This is a genomic window from Streptomyces sp. FIT100, assembly GCF_024584805.1.
Classification (GTDB): domain Bacteria; phylum Actinomycetota; class Actinomycetes; order Streptomycetales; family Streptomycetaceae; genus Streptomyces.
In genome coordinates this window covers 1,009,148-1,025,942 of sequence record NZ_CP075715.1, presented here as the reverse complement: position 1 = coordinate 1,025,942, position 16,795 = coordinate 1,009,148, and the positions used below count along the sequence as shown (strand labels likewise).

General features: G+C 74.4%; 12 protein-coding genes. 7 read left to right on the top strand and 5 right to left on the bottom strand.

Going from position 1 to position 16,795, the window contains the following annotated elements; genetic code table 11:
• Window positions 1–96: 96 nt before the first annotated feature.
• Complete coding sequence (locus KK483_RS04335; protein ID WP_262003860.1) at window positions 97–1,596, top strand: PLP-dependent aminotransferase family protein; 1,500 nt, start codon at window positions 97–99, stop codon at window positions 1,594–1,596.
• 568 nt (window positions 1,597–2,164) lie between these two features.
• Here KK483_RS04335 and KK483_RS04330 read toward each other — a convergent pair.
• Both KK483_RS04330 and KK483_RS04325 read right to left on the bottom strand, forming a co-directional pair.
• Window positions 2,165–3,790, bottom strand: a complete 1,626-nt coding sequence (locus KK483_RS04330; RefSeq protein WP_262003858.1) for a hypothetical protein — start codon at window positions 3,788–3,790, stop codon at window positions 2,165–2,167.
• Window positions 3,791–3,839: 49 nt separating this feature from the next.
• Complete coding sequence (locus KK483_RS04325; RefSeq protein WP_242332840.1) at window positions 3,840–4,034, bottom strand: hypothetical protein; 195 nt, start codon at window positions 4,032–4,034, stop codon at window positions 3,840–3,842.
• A gap of 246 nt (window positions 4,035–4,280) precedes the next feature.
• On the opposite strand from KK483_RS04325, the gene KK483_RS04320 reads away from it, so the two are divergent.
• The 6 genes from KK483_RS04320 (at window position 4,281) to KK483_RS04295 (ending at window position 14,513) form a co-directional block, all read left to right on the top strand.
• Window positions 4,281–4,673: an ankyrin repeat domain-containing protein gene (locus KK483_RS04320; RefSeq protein ID WP_262003856.1), complete on the top strand. Its 393-nt coding sequence runs from the start codon at window positions 4,281–4,283 to the stop codon at window positions 4,671–4,673.
• Between the two features lie 220 nt (window positions 4,674–4,893).
• Window positions 4,894–6,312, top strand: coding sequence for a HEAT repeat domain-containing protein (locus KK483_RS04315; protein ID WP_262003854.1), 1,419 nt, complete (start codon window positions 4,894–4,896; stop codon window positions 6,310–6,312).
• A 350-nt stretch (window positions 6,313–6,662) separates the two neighbouring features.
• Entirely contained in the window at window positions 6,663–7,784 is a 1,122-nt protein-coding gene (locus tag KK483_RS04310) for a glycosyltransferase family 1 protein (RefSeq protein ID WP_262003853.1), read from the top strand.
• Window positions 7,781–8,962 carry a glycosyltransferase gene (locus KK483_RS04305; RefSeq protein ID WP_262003851.1) on the top strand — a complete coding sequence of 394 codons (1,182 nt, stop codon included), beginning with the start codon at window positions 7,781–7,783 and terminating at the stop codon, window positions 8,960–8,962. Before KK483_RS04310 ends, KK483_RS04305 begins: the two co-directional genes overlap by 4 nt.
• Window positions 8,963–10,011: 1,049 nt before the next feature.
• On the top strand, window positions 10,012–10,911 hold the full coding sequence (locus KK483_RS04300; protein ID WP_262009342.1) for an SGNH/GDSL hydrolase family protein: 900 nt from the start codon (window positions 10,012–10,014) through the stop codon (window positions 10,909–10,911).
• Window positions 10,908–14,513 (top strand): hydantoinase B/oxoprolinase family protein, encoded by a 3,606-nt coding sequence (locus KK483_RS04295; RefSeq protein WP_262003849.1) that lies wholly within the window; start codon window positions 10,908–10,910, stop codon window positions 14,511–14,513. The genes KK483_RS04300 and KK483_RS04295 overlap by 4 nt, the downstream gene beginning before the upstream one ends.
• On the opposite strand, the gene KK483_RS04290 is transcribed toward KK483_RS04295, so the two are convergent.
• The 3 genes from KK483_RS04290 to KK483_RS04280 are packed head-to-tail and all read right to left on the bottom strand — an operon-like array spanning window position 14,492 to window position 16,769.
• Complete coding sequence (locus KK483_RS04290) at window positions 14,492–15,382, bottom strand: biotin-dependent carboxyltransferase family protein (protein ID WP_262003848.1); 891 nt, start codon at window positions 15,380–15,382, stop codon at window positions 14,492–14,494. The two genes, KK483_RS04295 and KK483_RS04290, sit on opposite strands and share 22 nt — an antisense overlap.
• On the bottom strand, window positions 15,379–16,008 hold the full coding sequence (locus KK483_RS04285; RefSeq protein WP_262003847.1) for an allophanate hydrolase subunit 1: 630 nt from the start codon (window positions 16,006–16,008) through the stop codon (window positions 15,379–15,381). The genes KK483_RS04290 and KK483_RS04285 overlap by 4 nt, the downstream gene beginning before the upstream one ends.
• Window positions 16,005–16,769 carry a LamB/YcsF family protein gene (locus KK483_RS04280; RefSeq protein WP_262003846.1) on the bottom strand — a complete coding sequence of 255 codons (765 nt, stop codon included), beginning with the start codon at window positions 16,767–16,769 and terminating at the stop codon, window positions 16,005–16,007. The genes KK483_RS04285 and KK483_RS04280 overlap by 4 nt, the downstream gene beginning before the upstream one ends.
• Window positions 16,770–16,795 lie beyond the last annotated feature (26 nt).

The following is a 16,795-nucleotide window of genomic DNA, read 5'->3' as shown; positions in this document are numbered from 1 at the left end:
TGGCCCCCAGTGGTGAGAGTGGACTGACGCATGACACTCTGTGGCTGGTAAATGGAACCCAACCATGGCCAATTCAAGGAAGGTGGACTGACTTCCATGGCGCAGTGGACTTCGGCGGTCGGTGCGGGCCAGCTCGCCCGCCAGCTCAACGCCCAGCAGCCCCGCCCGGCGGGCCCCGGCACCCGCAAGCCGCCCGCCTACCGGGCACTCGCCGACGGCATCCGGCTGCTCGTCCTCGAAGGCCGTGTGCCCGTCGCGGCCCGGCTGCCCGCCGAGCGCGAACTCGCGGTGGCCCTCGCCGTGAGCCGGACGACGGTCGCGGCGGCGTACGAGGCGCTCCGCGCCGAAGGGTTCCTCGAATCCCGCAGGGGCGCCGGCAGCTGGACCGCCGTACCGGCCGGCAATCCGGTGCCGGCGCGCGGGCTGGAGCCGCTGCCGCCCGAGTCCCTCGGCTCGATGATCGACCTGGGCTGCGCCGCCCTGCCCGCCCCCGAGCCCTGGCTGACCCGCAGCATCCAGGGCGCGTTGGAGGAGCTGCCGCCGTACGCGCACACCCACGGCGACTACCCGGCCGGCCTGCCCGCGCTGCGCCGGACGCTCGCGGAGCGGTACACGGAGCGCGGCATCCCCACCATGCCCGAGCAGATCATGGTGACCACCGGCGCGATGGGTGCGATCGACGCGATCTGCCATCTGTTCGCCGGCCGCGGCGAACGCATCGCCGTCGAGTCCCCCTCGTACGCGAACATCCTCCAGCTCATGCGGGAGGCCGGGGCACGGCTGGTGCCCGTGGCCATGGCCGAGGGGCTGGGCGGCTGGGACCTGCCCCGCTGGCGCCAGGTGCTGCGCGACGCGGCGCCCCGACTCGCCTATGTCGTCGCCGACTTCCACAACCCCACCGGGGCGCTGGCCGACGAGGACCAGCGGCGCCGGCTCGTGGAGTCCGCGCGGTCCGCAGGGACGGTGCTCGTCGTGGACGAGACGATGTCCGAGCTGTGCCTCGAACCCGGCCTGGAGCTGCCCCGGCCGGTGTGCGCGTTCGACCCGGCGGGTGCCACGGTCCTCACCGTCGGCTCGGCCAGCAAGGCGTTCTGGGCGGGCATGCGGATCGGCTGGGTCCGGGCGGCACCCGACGTCATCCGGTCGCTCGTCGCGGCGCGTGCCTATGCCGACCTGGGCACGCCCGTGCTGGAACAGCTCGGGGTCAACTGGCTGATGCAGACCGGAGGCTGGGGCGAGGCGGTGGTGATCCGCCGTGCCCAGGCGCGGGCGAACCGGGACGCGCTGGTCGCGGCGGTGCACAGGGAACTGCCGGACTGGGAGTTCGCCGTGCCCGACGGAGGGCTGACCCTGTGGGTCCGCGCGGGTGGCCTCTCCGGCTCCCGCCTGGCCGAGGTCGGCGAACGGGTCGGCGTGCGGGTGCCGTCGGGTCCGCGCTTCGGCGTGGACGGCGCGTTCGAGGGCTACGTCCGCCTCCCCTTCACGGTCGGCGGCCCGGTCGCCGACGAGGCGGCGGCACGGCTGGCGGCGGCGGCACGGCTGGTGCGAACGGGGGCGACGACGGGGACGGAGGCGCCGCGTACGTTCGTGGCCTGAGCGTTTCTCCGTGACGGGGGATGCCCCCGTCGGCCCCTGGGGGCCCCGCCCTGCCTGGCCTGCCTGCCCCGGGCCGGGTGCGCGTTGGGCGTGCCCGGTGTGTGGGGTGCGTCCGGCATCGGGGGTGCGTCCGGTGCCGGGGTTGCGGGGTGCGGCGGGCGTGCCCGGTGTGGTGGGTGCGGGTTGCGGGGCCCCTCCGGGCTCGACTCCTCGGGGTCGGCGGCATACAGGCCCGCCCAATTGCGCACCCGGTGTTTGCCGCCGTCCCCTGCGGGGCCGACCCTGCACGGCCCCTTGCCGGGCCGGGCGTTTCCGGTACCGGTCGTCCCTCCGGTGCAGGCCGTCTGCCACCACCGGCCCGAAGTCACCCGTGGAAGTGCGGGGACTTCCCAGCCCGCACCGGTCTCTGTAGGCGCGTCACGCGCACCAGGCCGCTCTCGCCGACGGCGCGCAACCGCCCACGGGAGGAGTCCGGCCGGAGGCCGGGCGCGCCACCCACCGGTCTGCGGCCGGAGACGGCGGGGTCCCCCCGGGGCGAATCCGCAGGGGACCGTGGGTGGCGAGGGCGTCAGCCCTCCGCGGGGACGGGGGTCGTCGTCGCGCGGGGCTGGGGGGCCGGGACCGGGTCCGGAGCCGGCTCCGGGGGCGGGGCCGTGGCCGGTTCGGGGACGGGGGGCGCGTCCGGGGTGGGGCGGTCCGGGAGGAGGGCCAGGACCGCCTGGCGGTGGGGCTCGGCCGTCGCGTCGTCGTAGGGGTCCGGTGTCACCGGGACCTGGAGCCGGAGCACTCCGCCGGTGCCGAGGCGCGCGTACCCGCGGCCCGGAGGCACGTCGGCTGTGGGGGTCGTGTGCGGCGGGACGCCGAGCACGGTCTCGACCTGGTCGAGCGTCGTGGGGCCGAGGACGACCCGGGCACGCGTGTGCGTCCGTACCGTCTCGGACAGGAACTCCAGGCTGTCGAACTGGTCCGCCACCGCGACCGTCACCGACGCCGCCCGCCCGTGCCGCAGCGGCACCTGGAGGAGCTGCTGCGGATCGGGCCGTCCGTCGGCGGCCGCCAGGTGGCTGAACACACTCGGGCGGTCGACGAGGATCCACAGGGGACGCTTGGTGTCGTCGGGCGCGGGATGCCCCGCCTGCCGCGCCCGGTTCGCGGCGATGAGCCGGCGCTCGGTCTCGTGCGCCGCCCACTCCAGGCTCGCCAGCGCCCCCGCCAGCCCGCATTCGACGCCGAGGACGCCCGGCCGCCCCGTGAGGCAGGCGTACTCCCCGGTCCCGCTGCCCTCGACGATCAGGACGTCGCCGTGCGGCAGGGCCTGGAGGGCGATCGAGCGCAGGAGCGTCGTCGTGCCGCTGCCGGGGTGGCCCACGGCCAGCAGGTGGGGCTCCGTCGAGCGTGGTCCGGTGCGCCACACGACGGGGGTCTCGTCCTTGGTGTCGCCGCCGTCGACGACGACGGGCACGGTCCGCGGCACGGCGCCGGGGTCGGTGAAGCCCAGCACGGTCTCGCCGGGAGCGGCGACGAAGTGCTGGGCGGTGATGGTGGTGGGGAGCGCCGGGAGCACGCTCATCAGGAGCTGGTTGCTCTCCTCGTCCCAGTCGAAGCGGTATTCGCGGCCGCGCCCCGACTTGGCGTGCAGCAACTGCTCGATCCGGGCCCGTGCTTGCTGCTCGCCGTCGGTGAAGTACGCCGGGTAGCGCACCCGCAGCCGGGTCACCCGGCCCGCGTCGTCGAACTGGTGGTCGCTGAACGCCTTCGCCCACTCGCCGCCGTGGGCGAAGAGTGGGCTCGGGTCCTCCGGTACGGAGAAGTACGGCACGAGCGCCTCGTAGAGTGCCTTGACGCGCGTCAGTGCCGCCTCGTCGGGCTCGGTCCGTACGGGCGTGCGCTCACGTCCCTTCCAGCCCGCCACGCCCATGACCGTGATCAGGCCGAGCAGCGGTCCGTACGGGACGAGGGCGACCGCCAGCGCGCAGGCCGCCGCCAGGAACAGGGCGGGGCCGCGCCGGTCCTTCGGCGTGTCGGCCCATTTGCGCAGTCCGGCGGCGGCCAGCAGCCGCAGTCCGCGGCTGATCGTGATGAGCGGGTGGAGGACGTCGGTGGCGCTGTCGGCGGCCGTCCGCGCGAACTCGCGGCTGCGCGCGATCCGGTCGGTGCCGCTGAGCGGAATGCGGGGGAGTGGTCGCCGGGCCACGAGGTTCTCCTGCTCCTTGACTTGTTGTGGTCGACGGGTGACGCGGGGGTCAGAACTTGATCCCGCCCAGGAGGCTCGCGAGGCTGGCGCCGCCGGCCGTGATGCTCGGGGCGATGGCCGTACCTGCGAGGTAGAAGCCGAAGAGTGCCGAGATCAGCGCGTGCGACGCCTTGAGCCCGTCCTTCTTGAAGAAGAGGAAGACGATGATTCCCAGCAGCACGACGCCTGACATGGACAGGATCATGAGGTGTTCTCCTGGTTGAGGGGGACAGTCACCATGAGTTCTTCCAGCCTCACAGGAAGTATCTATGCGATAAAAGGTGCAAATGGGTGAATATCTAGCTTTTTCACTCGAATGGCGTACGCCGGATGGTTGCCCGGGGCGTGTTGATCTTCGCCGTGGACGGGCACGGTCCTGTGGCCCGGCGCGCAGTACGCTGTCGATTCACCCCTACGTCCCAGGTCAACGCAGTGAAAGGCGGTCCCCCTGATGAGCGAGAACCCCGATCCCGAGGTGATCGAGCTTGCGACCAGGATCTTCGATCTGGCGCGTCAGGGCGATGCCGAGGCGCTCGCCGCGTATGTGGACGCGGGGGTACCGGCGAACCTGACCAACGACAAGGGCGACTCGCTCGTCATGCTCGCCGCGTACCACGGGCACGCGGCCGCGGTGACGGCCCTGCTCGCGCGCGGCGCCGACGTGGACCGGGCCAACGACCGCGGCCAGACGCCGCTCGCGGGGGCCGTCTTCAAGGGCGAGGACACTGTCGTCCGCGCCCTGCTCGACGGCGGAGCCGACCCGGGGGCGGGAACTCCGTCCGCCGTGGATACCGCGCGGATGTTTGGGAAGACGGATCTCCTGGAGCTGTTCTCCGCCCGGTGAACGGGTGTTGAACCCCAGGTGAGGGCGGCGCCGTAAATGTGGTCGCGGGGATGAAAGCGGCTGGGTCATCATGGCGTCGGGCCCGCAAGGGGCCACCGACGAGAGGCAGAGGGAAATGGTCTACATCAAGCGGAAGACGACGGGCAGCCGATCATGTTGCCGCGCGGCCTAGGCGAACACACCCCCGGTTGCGTCGACAGCTTGATGTGAGGCACTTTCCATGTTCGAACCAGTCATAGCGCCGAGCGGCACCCTGCTCGGCCTGCTGCAGAGGGGCCGCGGCGACGGCACGCTGCACGCGCTCGCCGCGCCCCGTGCCGAGGCCCTCGCGGCCCTCAACCACTGCGTGCTCAGCGACCCCCGCCACGACTGGCAGGTGGAGAACCGGTCCCTGTACTACGCACGCCTCTATCTGGACCTCCACGGGGGACTCGACGAGGTCGAGGCCCACCTCTTCTCGGCCGAGGACCACATCGGGACCGACGAGTCCAGGACCGGCCTGGCCCTCGCGGTGCTGGGCCATCTCGCCGCGTACGGGCGCGACGACGCCCTCGCCCTGCTCAGGCGGTACGCGGCGACCGGATCCAACTGGGCCTGGGCCCTCGACGAGCTGGCCCTGCGCGACGACGACCAGGGGCTGCGTTCCCTCGCCGCCCCCGTACTGGCCCGCTTCCCCGCGACCCCGGAGGGCGACGCCGAGCTCGCCGTCGCCGTACGGGACGCCTTCGAACCGCGGCCGTGGCGGCTGTGGGCCGACGACCAGCGGGAAGCGGTCGGCGCACGGGTGCGGGCCGCGCGGGAGCGCGGCTCCTTCGACCGCTGGCAGCGCCAGCTGCGGCCGAGCGGGCCGCAGCCGGGCTGGAGCGTCCGGGCGGTCTTCGAATGGGCCCAGCAGGGGCTCGAACGCGGCAGCGTGCTGCACGTCCCGGCCGCCCGGTGTCTCACCGCGGTCGCCGGTCCCGACGACCGCCCCCTGATCCTCGAGGCCGCGCGCGGGGGACCGGACGGCGCACGCTGCGCCGCCCTGCACTATCTGGCCGAGTCACGGGATCCCGCTGTGCTCGACCTCATCGAGGCGGCGGCGCTCGACGGCTCGCGCACGGTCGCCGAGGCCGCCGTGGCGGCCTTCGAGCGGATGTGCGGCGAGCCCGCCGTCGACCGGGCGCGCAGCTGGGTCCACCGGCCCGACGCGCTCGGCGCCTCGGCCGCCGGGGTGCTGGCCTGCCGGGGTGGCGCCCAGGACGCCGAGCTGGTGCTCGGCGCCCTCCGCGAGACCGTACGGGCGGATGGGCCCGACGCCCCGCTGCTCTGGACCCTCGTCGACGGCACGGGCCGGCTCGGCATCCAGTGCGCGGCTCCCGTGCTGCGGCACATCTACCGCGAGACCACCTCCTCCCAGCTGCGCGGCCGCACGGCGCGCGCTCTCGCCGCGACCGATCCCTCCTTCGCGACCGGCTTCGCCGTCGAGTGCCTGTGGGACTGCGAGGAGACCACGAGGGAAGTCGCGGCGCTGCACGCGGAGACGGGTGACGCGCGCGTGGCCGAGCGGTTGCGCAGGCTCGCGGCCGACCCGGCCGAGGAGGACGAGGTGCAGACGGCGGTGCGCAGCCGCATCGGTCCGGACGCCCCGACGATCTGACCGCTCTGCTCCCCGACCGATCCGCTTCTGATGGCTTTCTGATCGCTCCGCCGCTGACCGCTCTGCCACTGGCCGCTCTGCACCCGTTCGTCCGGCTCGTCCGGCGGTCAGGGCGTGCCGCTCGGCGTGTCCCGTCGTGCAGGTTCACTGCGCCCCGCCGAGACTCAGCCAGGCGTTGGCCGAAACGCCGTCAGTGCATGGCCGAAACGGGCAGGGTGGGACATCACGGGGCAGGTCCGAGCCGGGAAGGACCCCCCAAGGGGTGCCGTGGGACAAACGCTCATAGGACGTTCCCCGTGCGGAAAGATCCACGTTGGCCGCACCACCCCCGGCGAGACGACAACTCCCCTATGCGTGTCGTCATTGTCACCGAATCCTTCCCGCCAGACGTCAATGGTGTGGCGCACTGCGCCCTGCAGACCGCCCGGCATCTCGCCGACCGCGGTCATGATCCACTCGTCATCGCCCCGGCCGTCGCCGGGCATGGGCCCGACAACGAAGCGCCCTGCCCGGTGGTCCGCGTGCCGTCCATCCCGCTGCCCGGCTATCCGCAGGTCCGTGTGGCCCTGCCCAGCCGGCGGCTGGCCGCCGCGCTCGCCGCGCACCGGGCCGATGTCGTCCATCTCGCCAGCCCCTTCGTGCTCGGGGTGCGCGGCATGACGGCGGCGGCGAAGCTCGGGCTGCCCGCCGTCGCCGTCTACCAGACCGACCTCGCCGGCTACGCCCGTACGTACATGGGCGCGGGCGAGGCCACGGCGTGGCGACGCATCCGCACCGTCCACACCGCGGCCGACCGGACCCTCGCGCCCTCCACCGCGGCCCTGCGCGACCTGGAGGAGCACGGCATCCCGCGCGTGCGGCTGTGGCCGCGCGGCGTGGACACCGTCCGCTTCCGGCCCGAGCTGCGGGACGAGACGCTGCGCCGCGAACTCGCCCCGAACGGCGAGACGATCGTCGGCTACGTCGGCCGCCTCGCGCCCGAGAAGTGCGTCGAGCTGCTCTCCGGCGCCTGCGGACTGCCCGGCGTCAAGGTCGTGGTCGTCGGCGACGGGCCCAGCAGTCCCTCGCTGCGCGAGGCGCTCCCCGGAGCCGTGTTCATGGGCCGCCGCACCGGCGACGACCTCGCGCGGATCTTCGCCTCGCTCGACGTCTTCGCGCACACGGGCCCCTACGAGACCTTCTGCCAGACCGTGCAGGAGGCCATGGCCAGCGGAGTGCCCGTCATCGCCCCGGCCGCCGGCGGTCCGCTGGACCTCGTCGACCACGGCCGTACGGGACTCCTCGTCCCGGCCCGCGACACCGCGGCGGTCACGCAGGCGGTGGCGGCCCTCGTCGCCGACCCGGCGCGCCGGGAGGCGTACGGGCGGGCCGGCCGTGCCATGGTCGAGGGCCGCACCTGGGCCGCCGTCGGCGACCAGCTCCTCGACCACTACGCGGAGGTGCTGCGGGAGCGCACGGCGGTGGCGGCATGACCGGCACCGGCGCGGCCCACGGCACCGCCGGGCTGCGGATCGTACGCCTCGCGAACTTCGTCACGCCCGCCTCCGGCGGTCTGCGCACGGCCCTCAGGGAGCTGGGCCGCGGCTATCTGGCGGCAGGACACGACCCGGTGCTCGTCGTACCGGGCGACGTGGAGAGCGACATGATGACCGACCAGGGACGGGTCATCACCCTCCCCGGGCCCGTCCTGCCCGGCACCGGCGGGTACCGCGTCCTCGCCAACCGGACCCGGCTGCGCGGCATCCTGGAGGAGCTCGCCCCCGACCGGCTGGAGGTCTCCGACCGCACCACGCTGCGCTGGACGGGCGAATGGGCGCGCCGCCGCCGCATCCCCTCGGTGATGGTCTCCCACGAGACGGCCGACGGTGTGCTGCGCACCTGGGGCGTGCCCGAGGCGTTCGCCGAACGCGCCGCCGACCGGCTCAACCGGCGCAGCGCCTGGTCGTACTCGCGGATCGTGTGCACGACGGAGTTCGCGGAGCGGGAGTTCGTCCGCATCGGCGCCGGGAACGTGGTGCGCGCGCCGCTCGGGGTGGAACTGGAGCGCTGCCGTCCCGGCCGGCGCAGCAAGGTGCTGCGCGCCCGGTACGCGGAAGGTGCCGAGGTGCTGCTCGTGATGTGCTCCCGGCTGTCCGTCGAGAAGCGCCCGGGCATGGCGCTCGACGCGCTGGCCGCACTGCGCAGGCGCGGTGTCCGCGCGGCGCTTGCCGTGGCCGGGGAGGGCCCGCTGCGCAGCGGACTGGCCCGGCGCGCCCAGGACGCCCGGCTGCCGGTCCACTTCCTCGGGCACGTCGCCGACCGCGAGGCCCTCGCGGACCTCCAGGCATCGGCCGACATCTGCCTGGCGCCCGGGCCCGCGGAGACCTTCGGGCTGTCCGCGCTGGAGGCCCTTGCCTGCGGGACGCCGGTGGTCTCCAGCGCCTCCTCCGCCCTTCCCGAGGTCATCGGCGACGCGGGAGCCGCCGCCGTCGACACGCCGGAGGCGTTCGCGGAGGCGATCCGCGAACTGCTGGCCCGCCCCGAAGCCGCCCGGCGCAAGGCCGCCCGCGCCCGCGCGGAGCTCTACAGCTGGGACAGCGCGGTCACCGCGTTCCTCTCCGCCCACGACGCCCCCGCCCGTATAGCCGGTCACCCGGAGGTCGCGGCATGAGCACGGACCTGAGCCCGCCGGCCGAGCTGACGCCCGGAGCGCGCAGCGAGCCGATCCAGGCAGCGCACGGTGTGCCCGCGCCGGCAGCACCGACCGATCGCGTCGGCGCCGAGCCCGCGCCGGCCGAGCGCCGCGTCCCGTCGGCAGTGGTGGCCCGAGCGGGCATGGCTCCGGGCGGCGACCGCACGGGCGCCGTGCCGGCTGTCGGAGCCGTCCGCGGCGCGCTGTTCGACGCCGTCGCCACGGCAGGAACGCTCTCGCCCGGGACGCCCGGGACGCCCGGGACGACCGGGACTACCGGGACGGTCAGGACAGCTGGGACGGCCGGTGAGGTCGCGTCCGCGCGGCTCGGCGCTGTGCCGGCTGTCGGAGCCGTCCGTGGCGCGTTGTTTGACGCCGTCGGCACGGCAGGGACGCCCTTGCCCGGCACGGCAGGAACGCTCTCGTCCGGGACGTCCGGGACGTCCGGGACGGCCGGGACGCCCGGGACGTCCGGGACGGCCGGGACGCCCGGGAGTGCTGGGACGTCCGGTGAGGCCGCGTACGCGCGGCTCGGCGCTGTGCCGGCTGTCGGAGCCGTCCGTGGCGCGCTGTTCGACGCTGTCGCCACGGCAGGAACGCTCTCGCCCGGGACGGCCGGGACTACCGGGGCGTCCGGGAGTGCTGGGACATCCGGCGAGGCCCCGTCCGTGCAGCTCGGCGCCGTGGCCTCGGTAGGCACGCCTTCCAGCGCCCCCGGCCGGGCCGGCGGTGCGGGCCTCGCTGGTTCATCCGGTTCATCCGGTTCATCCGGGGCGCAGGCCGCGTCCGGTCGTACGGGCGTCGCGTCCGGGGCCACCGGCGGTGCGTGCCCTCTCGTCGCGACCGTCCCGTCCCCGCGCCCCGTGGGCGTCGCGTCGGCGGCACCCGCCGGAACCGCGGCCGACGCAGCGCCCCGCCCTGCCACGCTCCCGTCCGACCGGGTGCCGGCGCTCGCCGTCGCGCAGGCCCCGGCCCCGGCTCCCTCCCCGGCAGTGGCCGTGCCCGTGCCCGCGCCGGGCGCACCGGCCCTGGAGCGCGGCACCCGCACCGCCCCCGTCGCCGCCCGTCCCCGCCCCCCGCGTTTCGCCGCGCTCGGCGACTCCCTCACCGAGGGTGTCGGCGACCGGGTCGACGGGGCCTGGCGCGGCTGGGCCGCGCTGCTCGCGCAGGGCCTCGGGGAGGCCGGCAGACCGGCGGAGTTCCGGAACTTCGCCGTCAGCGGCGCCCTCACGCGCGATGTGCACGACGCCCAGACGCCCGAGGTCCTCGCCTTCGCGCCCGACATCGCCTCGGTCGTCGTCGGCGTCAACGACACGCTCCGGCACACGTTCGACATCCATGACATCGCCGTCCGGCTCAACAAGGTCTGCGCGGCGCTCAGCGAAAGCGGCACCCGGCTGCTGACCGCGTGCCTGCCCGACCCCGGCACGATGCTCGCGCTGCCCGGTCCGCTCGCCCGGCCGCTCGCCCGCCGCCAGCGGGGGGTCAACGCCGTCGTCCACGCCCTGTCCGAGCGGTACGGCGCCATCCACCTGCACATCGCCGACGCGGCCTGGGTCGAGGACCGCTCGATGTGGAGCGCGGACCGGCTCCACCCCGGCGAGCGCGGGCACCGAATGATCGCCCGCCGCTTCCACGAGCTGCTCGCCGCGGAGGGCCTCGCCCTCGGCGTCCCGCCCGGCGCCGAACCCGAGCAGCCCACGCCGAGCCGGGTGGCCAAGGCGGCCTGGCTGGCGACCGCAGGCACGGCCTGGGTGGCCCGCCGCTGCACCGATCTGCTGCCCCAGCTGATCGCGCTCGCCGGCTCCGAGGTACGCCACTGGGCCCGCGGCACCAGCGCGCGCCTCGACCACGTCGCCGAGAACGCGCTCTCGTCCGCGCTCGCCTCGCTGTCCCTCGACGTCCCCCTTGCCAGAATGGGGGAATGAGCGGGCGCTGGGAATTCTGGATCGACCGTGGCGGAACGTTCACCGACATCGTCGGCAGACGCCCCGACGGGCATCTCGTCACCCGCAAACTGCTCTCGCACAATCCGGAGCACTACCGCGACGCGGCCGTCGCCGGTATCCGGCTGCTCCTCGGCCTCGGCCCCGACGACACCGTGCCGGCGGACCGGATCGACGTCGTCAAGATGGGCACCACCGTCGCCACCAACGCCCTGCTGGAGCGGCGCGGCGAGCCGACCGTCCTCCTCATCACCGAGGGCTTCCGCGACGCGCTGCGCATCGCCTACCAGAACCGTCCCCGACTCTTCGACCGCCGCATCGTCCTCCCCGAGGCCGTGTACGACCGCGTCATCGACGTACCCGAACGCATCGACGCGCACGGCGGGACCGTCCGGCCCCTCGACCTGGGCGCGGTCACCGAGCAGCTTGCCGCCGCCCGCCGAGACGGCTTCACGAGCGCGGCCGTCGTCCTCATGCACGGATACCGCCACCCCGCCCATGAGTCCGCCGTCGCCGACGCCGCCCGCGAACTCGGCTTCACCCAGGTCAGCTGCTCGCACGAGGTCAGCCCGCTGATCAAACTCGTGCCGCGCGGGGACACCACCGTCGTGGACGCCTACCTCTCGCCGATCCTGCGGCGGTACGTCGACGAGGTCGCCGGCGAACTCCGCTCCGTCCGGCTGATGTTCATGCAGTCCAACGGCGGGCTGCGCGAGGCCGCCCACTTCCGCGGCAAGGACGCCGTCCTTTCGGGGCCGGCCGGCGGTGTCGTCGGGATGGCCCGCACCTCCGAGCAGGCCGGGCACGGCCGGGTCATCGGCTTCGACATGGGCGGCACGTCCACCGATGTGTCGCACTACGCGGGCGAGTTCGAGCGCGAACTCGGCACCCAGGTCGCGGGCGTGCGGATGCGCGCCCCGATGATGAACATCCACACGGTCGCCGCCGGCGGCGGCTCGGTCCTCCACTTCGACGGCCGCCGCTACCGTGTCGGCCCGGACTCCGCCGGCGCCGTACCCGGCCCCGCCTGCTACCGGCGCGGCGGCCCGCTCACCGTCACCGACGCCAATGTGATGCTCGGCCGCGTCCAGCCCGCCCACTTCCCCGCCGTGTTCGGCCCGGACGGCGACCAGCCGCTCGACGCCGACGTCGTACGGGAACGCTTCCGCGCCCTCGCCGAGGAGGTGCGCCGGGAGACCGGCACCGAGCCGACCCCCGAGGACGTCGCCGCCGGATTCCTGGAGATCGCCGTCCTCAACATGGCGAACGCCGTCAAGAAGATCTCCGTCCAGCGCGGCCACGACGTCACCCGCTACGCCCTGACCAGCTTCGGCGGCGCGGGCGGCCAGCACGCCTGCGCCGTCGCGGACGCGCTCGGCATCGACACCGTAATCGTGCCGCCCCTCGCCGGGGTCCTCTCCGCGTACGGCATCGGCCTCGCCGACGCGACCGCCATGCGCGAGCAGTCGGTCGAGGCCGAGCTGAACGACGCCGCCCTGCACCGGGTCGAGGAGCTCTGCGGCGAACTCGCCGACCGCACCCGCGCGGAACTCCGCGAGGACACCGTGCCCGACGAGGCGATCACCACCCACGCACGCGTGCTCGTGCGCTACGCGGGCACGGACACGGCGCTTCCGGTCCGGCTCGGCACGGCCGCCGGGATGCGGGAGGAGTTCGAGTCCGTGCACCGGGCGCGGTACGCCTTCACGATGGACAAGCCGCTGGTCGTGGAGGCGGTGTCGGTGGAGGCGGTGGGGACGGCGGGGCCGCACGGATCGGTGGTCCTCGGGGAGGCCGCGCAGAGCGACGCCGGACCGCAGGCGCGGGCGACCGTACCGATGTTCGTCGACGGCGCTCCGACGGACGCCCCGCTGCACCGTCGGGAGGAGCTGTCTCCCGGCGACGCCGTCGAGGGCCCGGCGATCATCGCCGAGGCCGACGCGACGACCGTCGTCGATCCCGGCTGGCGGGCGGCGGTGGGCGAGGGCGGGCACCTGCTGCTCACGCGTACGGCGCCACGGCCCGCCCGGGTGGCCGTGGGCACGGACGTCGACCCCGTGCTGCTGGAGGTCTTCAACAACCTCTTCATGGCGATCGCCGAGCAGATGGGCGTCCGCCTGGAGAACACGGCACACTCCGTCAACATCAAGGAGCGGCTCGACTTCTCCTGCGCCCTCTTCGACGCCGAGGGCAACCTCATCGCCAACGCCCCCCACATCCCCGTGCATCTGGGCTCGATGGGGGAGTCCATCAAGGAGGTGCTGCGGCGCAACGCCGGTGAGCTGCGGCCCGGCGATGTGTACGCGATCAACGACCCGTACCACGGCGGCACCCATCTGCCCGATGTCACCGTCGTCACACCCGTCTTCGGGGACGACGGCGGCCGGTTGCGCTTCCTGGTGGCGTCGCGCGGCCATCACGCCGAGATCGGCGGTATCACCCCGGGGTCCATGCCCGCCTTCAGCCGCACGATCGACGAGGAAGGCGTCCTCTTCGACAACTGGCTTCTCGTACGGGACGGCCGGCTCCGGGAGGCCGAGACACGGGCGCTGCTGACCGGCGCACCGCACCCGTCCCGGGACCCCGACACCAACCTCGCCGACCTGCGGGCCCAGATCGCGGCCAACGAGAAGGGCATCGCCGAACTGGACCGCATGGTGGGCGAGTTCGGCCTCGACGTCGTCCAGGCGTACATGGGCCATGTACGGAGCAACGCCGAGGAGTCAGTGCGCCGCATCGTCGCCGAGCTGGACGACGGCACGTACCGCTACGAGACCGACGGGGGCGCGGTCATCCAGGTCGCCCTGCGCGTGGACCGGGGGGCCCGCAGCGCGGTGCTCGACTTCACGGGTACCTCGCCGCAGCAGCAGGGCAACGCCAACGCCCCCAAGTCGGTGGTGACGGCGGCGGTCCTCTATGTCTTCCGGACGCTCGTCGCCGAGGACATCCCGCTGAACAGCGGCTGCCTGGAGCCGATCGAGGTGCGGGTCCCGGACGGCTCGATGCTCGCCCCGGCCTTCCCGGCCGCGACGGTGGCGGGCAACGTCGAGACCTCACAGGCCGTCACCGGAGCGCTCTACGCGGCACTCGGCGTCCAGGCAGAGGGCTCCGGCACGATGAACAACGTCACCTTCGGCAACGACCGCGTGCAGTACTACGAGACCGTGGCGAGCGGCTCCGGCGCGGGTGACGGCTTCCACGGCGCCGACGCCGTCCAGACCCATATGACCAACTCGCGGCTGACCGACCCGGAGATCCTGGAGTGGCGCTACCCGGTGCGGGTCGAGGCGTTCTCGGTCCGCGGGGGCAGCGGCGGTGCGGGACGCTGGCACGGCGGAAGCGGCGTGGTGCGCCGGATCCGCTTCCTGGAGCCGATGACCGTGGCCCTGCTCACCGGCCACCGGCGGGTCCGGCCGTACGGCATGGCCGGCGGCCGCCCGGGCGCGCTGGGCGCCAACGCGGTGGAGCGCGCGGACGGCACGGTCGAGGAACTCCGGGGAGTGGACTCGGTGGACGTCGCTCCCGGTGATGTCCTCGTCGTGCGCACCCCGGGCGGTGGCGGCTACGGCGACCCCGAGGACTGACCCGGCCCACCGACCGGGACGAAGCGCACCGGCGTGCCCGGCGCCGCCTGCGCGGCCGCCCCGAGGTCCGCCTCGCGGACCACCGCCACCACCGGGTAGCCCCCCGTCGTCGGATGGTCGGCGAGAAACACCACGGGCCGCCCGTCCGGCGGGACCTGGACCGCGCCCAGGACCATGCCCTCGCTCGGCAGCTCGGCCCCCACGGACCGCTCCAGCGACGGTCCTTCGGTGCGCAGCCCTATGCGGTTGCTCGCCGCGGACACCCGGTAGGCGCCCGTGGCGAGGGTCCGCAGCGCGGCCGCCGTGAACCAGTCGTCGCGCGGCCCGAGCCCGACCCGCAGAATCAGCTCCGACGCGGGCGCCGGCCAGGGTGTGCCGTCCAGCCTGCCAGGCGGCCCGGCAGGCACGCCCAACGGCAGTACGGCGCCGTCCCCGAGCGGCGCCGGCCCCAGCCCGGAGAGCAGATCCGTGGAGCGGCTGCCCAGCACCGGTTCGGCCTCGACGCCCCCGGCGAACGCCACATAGCTCCGCACGCCGCGCACCGCCGCGCCGACCTCCAGGAGCGTCCCCGCCGGGACCCGTACCGGCGCGCCCCAGGCCGCCGGCCGGCCGCCGACACGCACGGCGCACGGCGCCCCGCCGACCGCCACCGTGACCGCACGGCGCGGCCGTACCGCGCACCCGGTGAGTGTGGTCTCCAGGACCGCCGCCCGCTCAGGATTGCCCACGAGCCGGTTGACCAGCCGCAGCGCGGCGGGGTCGAGAGCTCCGGAGCGCGGCACTCCGAGGTGGGCGTAGCCCGGCCTGCCCAGGTCCTGCACGGTCGTCAACGCCCCGGCCCGCACGACCGCGAGAGCCCGGTCCGTCACCGGCCGGCCCCCGCGCCGACGGGCAGGAACCGCACGCGGACCCCCGGGGACAGCAATGCGGCAGGCTCCCGCGCGGGGTCCCACAGGACCGCATCCGTGGTCCCTATCAGCTGCCAGCCACCGGGGGAGGAGCGGGGGTACACACCGGTGTACGGGCCGGCCAGCGCGACCGATCCCGCGGGCACCGAGGTGCGGGGCGTGGTCCGCCGCGGAACCGCGAACCGCTCGCCGAGTCCGGTCAGATAGCCGAATCCGGGAGCGAACCCGCAGAAGGCGACATGGAATTCGGCCGCCGAGTGAAGGCGCGCTGCCTCGTCCGCGCCGACCCCCCAGAGCGCCGCGACCTCCGCCAGATCGGGCCCGTCGTAGCGCACGGGTATCTCGACCGCCTGCCCGGCGTCCGGGGCGAGGGGCGGTATCTGCCAGCCGGGCAGCTCGGCGGCCAGCCGCGCCGGCTCCGCGACGCCGTCGAGGAGCACGGTCCGGGCCGCCGGCACGATCTCCCGTATCGCCGGGAGGGTGCCGGCGGCGCGGCGGCGCAGCAGTTCGGCATGGAGCGCCTCGGCCTCCGTGCCATCGGCCAGCTCCACGAGCAGCGCCCCGTCGCCGACGCGCAGCAGTCTCATACGAAGGCCTCCACCCGGACCCCCGACGTCTCCAGCCGGGACCGCACCCGGCGGGCCAGGCCGACCGCTCCGGGGGTGTCGCTGTGCAGACAGAGCGAGCGGGCGCGCACGCCCACCGGCCGTCCGCACAACGAGGTGACCACTCCGAACCGGGCCACGGACACCGACCGTTCGACCACCGCCCCGGGGTCGGTGACGACGGCGCCCTCCTGCCCCCGTGGCACGAGGGTGCCGTCCGCCCGGTAGGCCCGGTCCGCGAACGCCTCGGTGACGACGGGGAGTCCGGCCTTCTCCGCCATCGTGTGCAGCTGGGAGCCCGGCAGTCCCAGCACCGGCAGCCGCTCCCCGGTGAGCAGGATCCCCTCGATGACGGCCTCGGCCTGTTCCTCGTCGTGGACGACCCGGTTGTAGAGCGCCCCGTGCGGCTTGACGTACGAGACGCGCGAACCGGCGGCGCGGGCGAACACCTCCAGCGCCCCGATCTGGTAGGCGGTCTCGGCGGCCAGTTCGGAGGCCGGCACATCCATCGACCGGCGGCCGAAACCGGCCAGGTCCCGGTAGGACACCTGGGCGCCGATGCGCACTCTGCGCTCCGCCGCCATGGCACAGACCTGCCGCATGGTGAAGGCGTCCCCGGCGTGGAAGCCACAGGCCACATTGGCGCTGGTGACGACGGAGAGCAGCTGTTCGTCGTCGGTCAGCCGCCAGCGGCCGAAGCCCTCGCCGAGGTCGGCGTTGAGGTCGATCGAAGCCCAGGTCATACCGGAAGGTCCTTTCGCATACGTGC

What these genes read in the sequence shown, in the direction of transcription:
- KK483_RS04320 (WP_262003856.1), top strand. Translation starts at nt 4,281, where the DNA reads ATGAGCGAGAACCCCGATCCCGAGGTGATCGAGCTTGCGACCAGGATC.
- KK483_RS04310 (WP_262003853.1), top strand. Translation starts at nt 6,663, where the DNA reads ATGCGTGTCGTCATTGTCACCGAATCCTTCCCGCCAGACGTCAATGGT.
- KK483_RS04280 (WP_262003846.1), bottom strand. Translation starts at nt 16,769, where the DNA reads ATGACCTGGGCTTCGATCGACCTCAACGCCGACCTCGGCGAGGGCTTC.
- KK483_RS04295 (WP_262003849.1), top strand. Translation starts at nt 10,908, where the DNA reads ATGAGCGGGCGCTGGGAATTCTGGATCGACCGTGGCGGAACGTTCACC.
- KK483_RS04335 (WP_262003860.1), top strand. Translation starts at nt 97, where the DNA reads ATGGCGCAGTGGACTTCGGCGGTCGGTGCGGGCCAGCTCGCCCGCCAG.
- KK483_RS04305 (WP_262003851.1), top strand. Translation starts at nt 7,781, where the DNA reads ATGACCGGCACCGGCGCGGCCCACGGCACCGCCGGGCTGCGGATCGTA.
- KK483_RS04285 (WP_262003847.1), bottom strand. Translation starts at nt 16,008, where the DNA reads ATGAGACTGCTGCGCGTCGGCGACGGGGCGCTGCTCGTGGAGCTGGCC.
- KK483_RS04325 (WP_242332840.1), bottom strand. Translation starts at nt 4,034, where the DNA reads ATGATCCTGTCCATGTCAGGCGTCGTGCTGCTGGGAATCATCGTCTTC.
- KK483_RS04315 (WP_262003854.1), top strand. Translation starts at nt 4,894, where the DNA reads ATGTTCGAACCAGTCATAGCGCCGAGCGGCACCCTGCTCGGCCTGCTG.